The 7,173-nt window shown below is 73.8% G+C and carries 7 protein-coding genes; 4 read left to right on the top strand and 3 right to left on the bottom strand.

Going from position 1 to position 7,173, the window contains the following annotated elements:
• Window positions 1–168: 168 nt before the first annotated feature.
• Window positions 169–1,122 carry an SWIM zinc finger family protein gene (locus EBO15_RS42185; RefSeq protein WP_122200049.1) on the bottom strand — a complete coding sequence of 318 codons (954 nt, stop codon included), beginning with the start codon at window positions 1,120–1,122 and terminating at the stop codon, window positions 169–171.
• Window positions 1,123–1,510: 388 nt separating this feature from the next.
• On the opposite strand from EBO15_RS42185, the gene EBO15_RS42180 reads away from it, so the two are divergent.
• Window positions 1,511–2,641 (top strand): serine hydrolase domain-containing protein, encoded by a 1,131-nt coding sequence (locus EBO15_RS42180; RefSeq protein WP_158628507.1) that lies wholly within the window; start codon window positions 1,511–1,513, stop codon window positions 2,639–2,641.
• Window positions 2,642–2,769: 128 nt separating this feature from the next.
• Here the strand turns inward: EBO15_RS42180 and EBO15_RS42175 are convergent, their stop codons facing one another.
• Window positions 2,770–3,480 (bottom strand): M50 family metallopeptidase, encoded by a 711-nt coding sequence (locus EBO15_RS42175; protein ID WP_122200050.1) that lies wholly within the window; start codon window positions 3,478–3,480, stop codon window positions 2,770–2,772.
• A 179-nt stretch (window positions 3,481–3,659) separates the two neighbouring features.
• Here EBO15_RS42175 and EBO15_RS42170 point away from each other — a divergent pair, with 179 nt between their 5' ends.
• Window positions 3,660–4,334 carry a hypothetical protein gene (locus EBO15_RS42170; protein ID WP_122200047.1) on the top strand — a complete coding sequence of 225 codons (675 nt, stop codon included), beginning with the start codon at window positions 3,660–3,662 and terminating at the stop codon, window positions 4,332–4,334.
• Between the two features lie 47 nt (window positions 4,335–4,381).
• Here EBO15_RS42170 and EBO15_RS42165 read toward each other — a convergent pair whose 3' ends face one another.
• Window positions 4,382–5,311, bottom strand: coding sequence for a DUF5996 family protein (locus EBO15_RS42165; protein WP_122200046.1), 930 nt, complete (start codon window positions 5,309–5,311; stop codon window positions 4,382–4,384).
• A 102-nt stretch (window positions 5,312–5,413) separates the two neighbouring features.
• Between EBO15_RS42165 and EBO15_RS42160 the strand changes: the two genes are divergently transcribed.
• Window positions 5,414–6,373, top strand: coding sequence for a pyridoxal-phosphate dependent enzyme (locus tag EBO15_RS42160; protein ID WP_122200045.1), 960 nt, complete (start codon window positions 5,414–5,416; stop codon window positions 6,371–6,373).
• A gap of 151 nt (window positions 6,374–6,524) precedes the next feature.
• A partial coding sequence (locus EBO15_RS42155) for a hypothetical protein (RefSeq protein ID WP_407643403.1) occupies window positions 6,525–7,173 on the top strand: 649 nt, incomplete at its 3' end.

Here is a 7,173-nt window from a genome sequence, read left to right as displayed (position 1 = left end):
GGTCGCGGGCCGGCGTCTCCCCGGGGGGCGGCCGTCGCCGGTCGGTGCCGAGCAGCGCCGCGCTCACATGCTCCGACCAGCCGCCAGCGTCGTCCGGCCGGCCGCCAGCGTCGTCCGGCCGGCGACCGGCAGCCTCCGGCCGGTCGCCCGCGTTCTCCGCCCAGGTGCTCACAGTGGCACGACCCCCTCGTCGGGATGCCAGAGGGCCAGCGGATGCAGCCCGTCCGGCGTCCACTCGCCGGACAGCGTCACCGGCCCGCCCCCCGACACCGCCAGCAGCGGCCACGGGTCACTCGCCCGGACCGGCAGCGCGTCTCCGTCGGCGTCGAGAACGTGCAGGTCACCGCGCTCGTCCCGGGCCGGGCGGACCCGCGTCAGCACGGCGGGCCAGTGGTCGAGCCACGGATCGCCGGCGAGGGCCGCCGCGTACTCGTCCAGCAGGCCGCGCACGGACGTCCCGGCCGGAGCCCGCCGCGGCCCGGCGCGTTCGGACCGCTCGGCCGCGAGGGCGCGCAGCCCGTCCGGATAGAACGCCAGCACGGCGTCCACCCCGGCGCCGAGCCTGAACGACGCGTCCAGTGGACGGCCCCGGGCCGCGAACGACAGCACCAGCGCCGGGCGCCCGCTCTCCATGCCGCGCAGCCAGACGCGGCGCGTGGTGAGCTGGTCGAGCGTCGTGTCGCGCGCGCCGATCACGCACCACGTGTCGTGGACCCGCTCGCCGTGGGCGAGCACCTCGTCGTGCGGCAGGGTGAACCCGATGCGTGCGCGCACGATCTCACGCAGGCGCGGCGGCAGCGCGTCACGGCCCTGGTACGCGCGCACGAGCAGCCGCAGCAGCGCGTACTCCGCGAGCAGCCGGTCGGGCCAGCCCGCGCGGCGCGGCACCCCGGCGAGCGCCTTCACCTGCCCGGCCAGGGCCCCGGCCGACGCGTCGACCAGCCGCCGGGACGCGTCGTCCCACAGCCGGTACGGGGCCCGCTCGGCCCGCGCCAGACCCTGCGCGACCTGGTCGCGCAGCCACTGGTCGAGCTCGGCCAGGCCGTCGTCGACCCGCCGCTCACGGCGCTCGGCGGTCTTCGGATCGCGCCCGCGCCCACCCGCGTTCGAATCCTCGCTCACACCGTCGAACCTATCCGCCGGGTACGACATTCTCCGGTGTTCCCGACAGCGCGTCAGAAGGCCTGGTCAGCACCCATAAGTCGGCCTTCCCCGGCCGGTGCGGCGACCGTGCGGGGCCCGTTCGAGGCCCGTTCGGGGCCCGCCCGTCAGCGGCCCCGGCCCTTGCCCGCCGTCGGACGGCTGCGCTGCCTGCGCGCGCGGAGGCGGGCCTTGCGCTTGCGGTGGTAGGACCCTCGGTCCAGCTTCTTCGCGGCCATGGCCCATGGTCCGTCGGCGCGTCCGCGATGGCGAGCGCGTGGCCGTGTGCGGACAGGTGTACTCAGGTACACCAGCCGGTCGGTGTTCAAGCCCATGGGGAACGAAAGCGGTGGTCGGCAGGCTTGAGCACGTGAACAACACCATGCAGCGCATCGCCTCCGCCTCCCTCGCCACCGCCGCCCTGACCGCCGCGGTCGTGCCGGCGACGGCCCTCGCCGCCTCCGCCTCCACCGCCCCGAAGGCGAGTGCGCTCCAGCAGGCCGCCGACCGCCTGGTCAAGGACGGCCAGCCCGGCGTCATCGCGCTCTCCCGCCGCGGCGACAAGGTCACCCACGTCACCGCCGGTTACGCGAACACCGCCACGCACCAGAAGATGACCCCCGACCTGCGGTTCCGCATCGCCAGCGTGAGCAAGACCTTCACCGCCGCGATCGTGCTGCAGCTGGTCGCCGAGCACAAGCTGTCCCTGGACGACACCGTCGCCCGCCGCCTGCCCGGCGTCCTGACCCGCAACGGCAACGACGGCCGGAAGATCACCGTTCGGCAGCTGCTCGCCCAGACGTCCGGCCTGAACGAGTACGTCCAGGACCCGCGGATCTGGCAGAACCCCGGCCGCGTCTGGAAGCCGCGCGAGCTGGTCGACATCGCGCAGGAGAAGGCCCCGCTCAGCAAGCCGGGCGCGAAGTGGAACTACGCCAACACCAACTACGTCCTCGCCGGGATGATCGTGGAGAAGGTCACCGGCCACCCGTTCGGCGTCGAGCTCCAGCGCCGCATCGTCAAGCCGCTGAAGCTGCGCCACACGTTCCTGCCCGTCGCCGACACCGGCTTCCACGGCTCCTACGTGCACGGCTACTTCGGCCAGTACGGCGACGTCAGCACCATGATCAGCCCGTCCAGCGGCTGGGCGTCCGGCGGCATCGTCTCCACCGTGGACGACGTGGCGCGGTTCCAGCGGGCCCTGGTCACCGGGAAGCTGCTGCCCGCCCGCGTCCAGAAGGCGATGATGACGACGCGTCCGGTCACCGACGACTGGGTGAAGGAGAACTACGGGCTCGGGCTCGCCCGCATCAAGACGTCCTGCGGGTTCGCGTGGGGCCACGACGGCGGCTGGCCGGGCTACCGGACCTGGTCCTACACCAGCCCGGACGGCAAGCGCCAGGCCGTGATCACCTACAACCAGTCCGACCCGGGCCTGGAGGCCAAGCCCGCCTTCCGCGCCGACATCACCAAGGCGATCGACGCCGCCCTCTGCCGCTAGGCACGACGGCCTCCTCCCGCGAGGGGGAACACGAAGGCCCCCGCCGGACGCGTGCCGGCGGGGGCCTTCGGCCCGCTCAGAGTTGCGGCTCAGAGTTGCGGCTCAGAGGTGCCGCTCAGAGGTGCGGCTCAGAGGTGCGGCGTGGACGCGCCGTCCGGGATGAGCAGCGCGCCGCCCGCCACCAGCGACAGCAGCGCGACCAGCCCGAACACCGTCACCCAGAACATGCCGGGGACGCCGGTCAGGTGCGCGAGCTGGTCGGCGTCGGAGCTCGGGGCCATCCGGCGGGTCCGCATCCGCTGCAGCTCGACGACCGGACGGGTGCCCGCGAGCAGCAGGAACCAGGCGGCCAGGTAGCCGAAGACGGCCTGGACGGTCTCACCGGCGAACCAGGACACCCCGAACACCACCGCGCCGGTGAGGATCACCGACAGCGCGCCGTAGGCGTTCCTGATCATGACCAGCGTCCCGGCGAGCAGCAGCAGCGAGAACCACAGCATGAGCGTGATCCGGCCGCCCGCCAGCAGCGCGGCGAACAGCAGCCCGAGCAGCGGCGGCGTGATGTACCCGGCCATCGCCGTGAACACCATGCCGGGCCCGTGCGGCTTGCCGCGCGACACGGTCACGCCGGACGTGTCGGAGTGCAGTTTGATGCCGTCCAGCTTCCGGCCTGTGACCAGCGCCACCAGGGCGTGCCCGCCCTCGTGCGCGATGGTCACCACGTTGCGGGCGAGCCGCCAGGTCGGGCCGTGCGCGACGGCGGCCAGGGCCACCAGGGCGGCCAGGGCCACCAGCCACCACGGCGGGGCCTGTTGTGTGCCGGTCAGCCGGTCGAACATGTCGGCGATGCTCACCTGGTCGTTCACGTCCACCTCGGGTCTTGTCGGATCGCGCTGCCCAAGAGTAGGACGTAGGGGGTAAGCCCCGCGTTCGGTCACATCCGAGTCGGCCTTCCCACATGATCGACTTTGTGGTGATCGGCGTTGCGAAAAGCCGGTCCATGCGGTGGGGTGCGGGCATGAGGTACTGGATCGCCGCGGGGCTCACGTTCGCCGGGGGAGTGGCGCTCTCGGCCGCCCTGGAGGGCGAGGGGGCCGTCAACATGGTCGGCCTCGTCGGCGTTCCCGGGCTTCTCCTCGCGCTGTTCGCGGCCCCCGCGCTGTCCTCCGCGCGGCCCGGCGACCTCGGACGCGTCGCGGCCGGGGGCTCGGTCCTGCTGCTCGTCGGGCTGCTGCTCCTGTTCGCCGTCTCGCCGAGGTGGGCGCTGTTCCTGGCCCTGCTGGGCGCGCTGGCCCTGACGCTCGGATGGCCGCTGGCCGCGTCGGCCGCCTGCGTGATGGCGGTCGGGTCCGTCCGCGCGGTACGGGCGCGGAACGGCCCGCGCGTCTGGTCGCGGATGACCTGGACCTGGCTGCTGGCCCTCGCCGCGACCTACGGGTTCGGCCTCACCCACTTCGACGACGCCATGCAGGACGTCAAGGACCGTGTGTGCCGGGCCACACCGGACGGAGCCGTCCCGAACCATGACGGAGGCCAGTCGCTGCTGCCGCTGAGCGACACCTCATGCGGGGCCGACACGGTGCCCGGCTACGTGAACCCGCTGCTCGCGGTGCTCGCCGCGCTCGTCGTCGTGTGCGTGGCCGGGTACGGGAGCGCGCGCCTGCGGGCGGGCCGTCCGCGCCCCGCCTCCTGACACGTCCCGGAGGCGGCCGCGGCCCGGCCCACCGCCGGACGCCCTGCTCAGAGGGCGGTGACGCGGCCCCTCGGCGGGCACCAGGAGGAGTGGAGGTCCTCGAACGGCCAGGTGCCCGTGCGGGCCCCGGCCGCGTAGGCGCTCTGCAGGAAGTCCAGCAGGGTGCCGCGCGGGTCGTCGGCCTTCCGGACGACGTCGTAGGGCAGCCGCGCCTGGTGGGTCATCCCGGTCTGCTCCCAGGACGCCTCGGCGGGCGAGAGCGGCTGCCGGGTCAGGTCGTCCGGCTCGGGGTGGGTGTAGGAGTAGAACGCCGAGTGCGGGTAGTTGCGGTCGCCCGCCCACCAGCCGCAGCTGATCACCTCGTGGCTGTAGGCCTCGGCGGTCACCGGGTCCACGCCCTCCATGGGCGGCGCGGAACGGCCCGAGAACCGCGCGGTCGCCAGGTCGAAGCTGTGCCAGAACAGCTGCACCGGGCTCGCCTTGCCGTCGAACCAGCTCTGGAACTCGCAGAACGTGTCGTCCGCCCAGACCAGCGCGTCCCGGAACCGTTCGACGGCCGCCTTGTCGTAGGAGGCGTGCTCGGTGTCGTCCGCGAACGGCGTGGTCATCGGGACGCCGAACGGCTCCGCCTTGATCTTCACGCGGATGCCCAGCTCGCGCAGCAGCGCCTCGAGCTCGTAGTAGAACCCCGACACCGACAGGCCGTCCCGGAGCGGGACCGCCTCCTCGCGGTCACGGGTCCGCACGACGACGCGGTGCTGGACGAGGTCGAACGAGATCCGGAAGTGGACGCCGTCGTGCAGCAGGCGCTGGGTGGAGTAGCCGTGCTCGTCCACCCGCAGCGTCACGTGCCACCAGTGGTTGCGGGGCGCGGTCGACGCGAGCTGGATCTTCCCCACGATCTGCGTCCACAGGTGCAGGGTGTCCTTGGTGTCGGCCCAGTCGGCGAAGGGCAGTTCGGGCAGTGCGGTGGTCATGCCCCGCCTTCTACCCCGCCCCGGTCCCCGGCACAACCCGGGATGCCGCATCGTGTCCGTCCCAGGGAGATCCCTTGTGCCGTCGGTGAATATATTCCTCCCATGGTGTCCCCTTCGAAGAACACGGCGCCCCGGGAGGTGCGGCCCCCGACGGCCGCCGACCTGCGCGTCGCCGCCGGACGCGTCGCCGCCGCGCTCGACCCGACGCCGGTGCTGCCGACCGCCCTCGCGCCCGGCGCCCTGCTCAAGGCCGAGACGCTCCAGCCGACCGGCTCCTTCAAGATCAGGGGCGCGCTGTCGGCGATCGCCGGACTGCCCGCCGGGGCGTCCGCCGTCACCGCCAGCGCGGGCAACCACGGCCTCGCCCTCGCGCACGCCGCGGCCCGCGCTGGTGTGGACGCGACCGTCGTCGTGTCCGAGCACGCGTCCCCGGCGAAGGTCTCCAGGATCGCGTCCTACCCGGTCGCGCTCGTCCGGCACGGCGCGGACTACGACGCCGCCGAGGCGCACGCGCTGTCGCTGCCCGGACGGTTCGTCTCGCCCTACAACGACCCGGACGTGATCGCCGGGCAGGGCACCATCGGCGTCGAACTGGACGAGCAGACGGACGGGCCGCTGACCGTCGTCGTCCCGGTCGGGGGCGGCGGCCTGCTCGCGGGCCTGGCGCTCTGGGCGTCCACGCGGGACGACGTCCGGCTGGTCGGCGTCGAGGCGTCGGTGTCGCGCGGGCTGTCGGCCGCCGTCGCCGCCGGGCGGGTCGTCCCGGTCGAGGTCGGCGACAGCGTCGCGGACGGCCTGGTCGGCAACCTCGAACCCGGCTCCGTCACCCCGGGCCTGGCCGCCGCCGCGCGGCCCGTCCTGACGCACGTGTCGGACGCCGAGATCCACGCCGCGATGCGCTGGCTGTTCACCGAGCACGGCCTGGTCGCCGAGGGCTCGGGCGCCGCCGGGGTCGCGGCCGTCCTCGCCGGGAAGGCCGAGGTCACCGGGCGGCTCGTGGTCGTCCTGACCGGCCGCAACGTCACCGTCGACACCTATACGGGGGCCATCGGGCGCGGCTGAACCCCTTCCCGGGCCCTTCTTGTCGGGAAATGGAAGGCATGTCCGGCGACATCGTTAAGCGTTCCTTCAATTCCGCGTCGGCGCACCTTCGCGCTCCCTAGCTTGGGGTCGTCATCGATCCGCGGGAGCATGCGCAGAAGGAGTCGCCGCGATGCCGGACGACGTCACGACGAAGGCCCGGGCGGAGGCGCTGTACGGCGACCTCGTCCGCATGGCGTATCTCGTCCTTCCGGGAACCGAGAAGCGCGTCTACCGCCTGGCGCTGGCCCGCCGCATCGTGGACGGCGCGCTGTCCGGACCGCTCGGCCTCGTCGCGCCCCTGGGCACGGCCGAGGCCGGGAGCGCCGAGGCACGGCTGCGCGCGCGGGTCCTGCGGCGCGCGGCGCGCCCGTCCAGGCTGCTGCGCGCCGGGCTGAACCCCTGGCTGAAGGCCCTGCCCGGACGGCTGCCCGACCCGGCGCTCACCGGCGCGCTCGCCCGGCTGGACATGCCGGAACGCGTCGCCTGCGTGCTGCGCACCGTCGAGGGACGGTCGCGCTACCAGGTCCGGGACGCGCTCGTCGGCCTCGGCGTGAAGGACCCGTGGGCGGTGATCGAGGCAGCCGAGAAGATCCGGCTCCCCGTGGACGCCGCGCCGTTCGAACTCTCCTCGCCCCAGCCCGTCCGCCGCCGCTCCAGGACGCCGATCGCCGCGGCGTCCGTCCTCACGGCGGGGCTGCTCGGCGCCCTGGTCGTCACCGAGAACGGCGACGCGCTCGGCGAGCACGGCGCCCGCGGCCCCCGGCTCGTCGCCGCCGTCC

It is taken from the genome of Actinomadura harenae (assembly GCF_003696215.1).
GTDB classification, from domain to species: Bacteria; Actinomycetota; Actinomycetes; order Streptosporangiales; family Streptosporangiaceae; genus Spirillospora; species Spirillospora harenae.
The sequence above is the reverse complement of the archived record's forward strand: the minus strand, read 5'-3'. Positions and strand labels throughout refer to the sequence as shown.

Excerpts from the sequence above, each read along its gene's own strand:
- EBO15_RS42175 (WP_122200050.1), bottom strand. The coding sequence starts at position 3,480 with ATGTTCGACCGGCTGACCGGCACACAACAGGCCCCGCCGTGGTGGCTG.
- EBO15_RS42170 (WP_122200047.1), top strand. The coding sequence starts at position 3,660 with ATGAGGTACTGGATCGCCGCGGGGCTCACGTTCGCCGGGGGAGTGGCG.
- EBO15_RS42165 (WP_122200046.1), bottom strand. The coding sequence starts at position 5,311 with ATGACCACCGCACTGCCCGAACTGCCCTTCGCCGACTGGGCCGACACC.
- EBO15_RS42160 (WP_122200045.1), top strand. The coding sequence starts at position 5,414 with ATGGTGTCCCCTTCGAAGAACACGGCGCCCCGGGAGGTGCGGCCCCCG.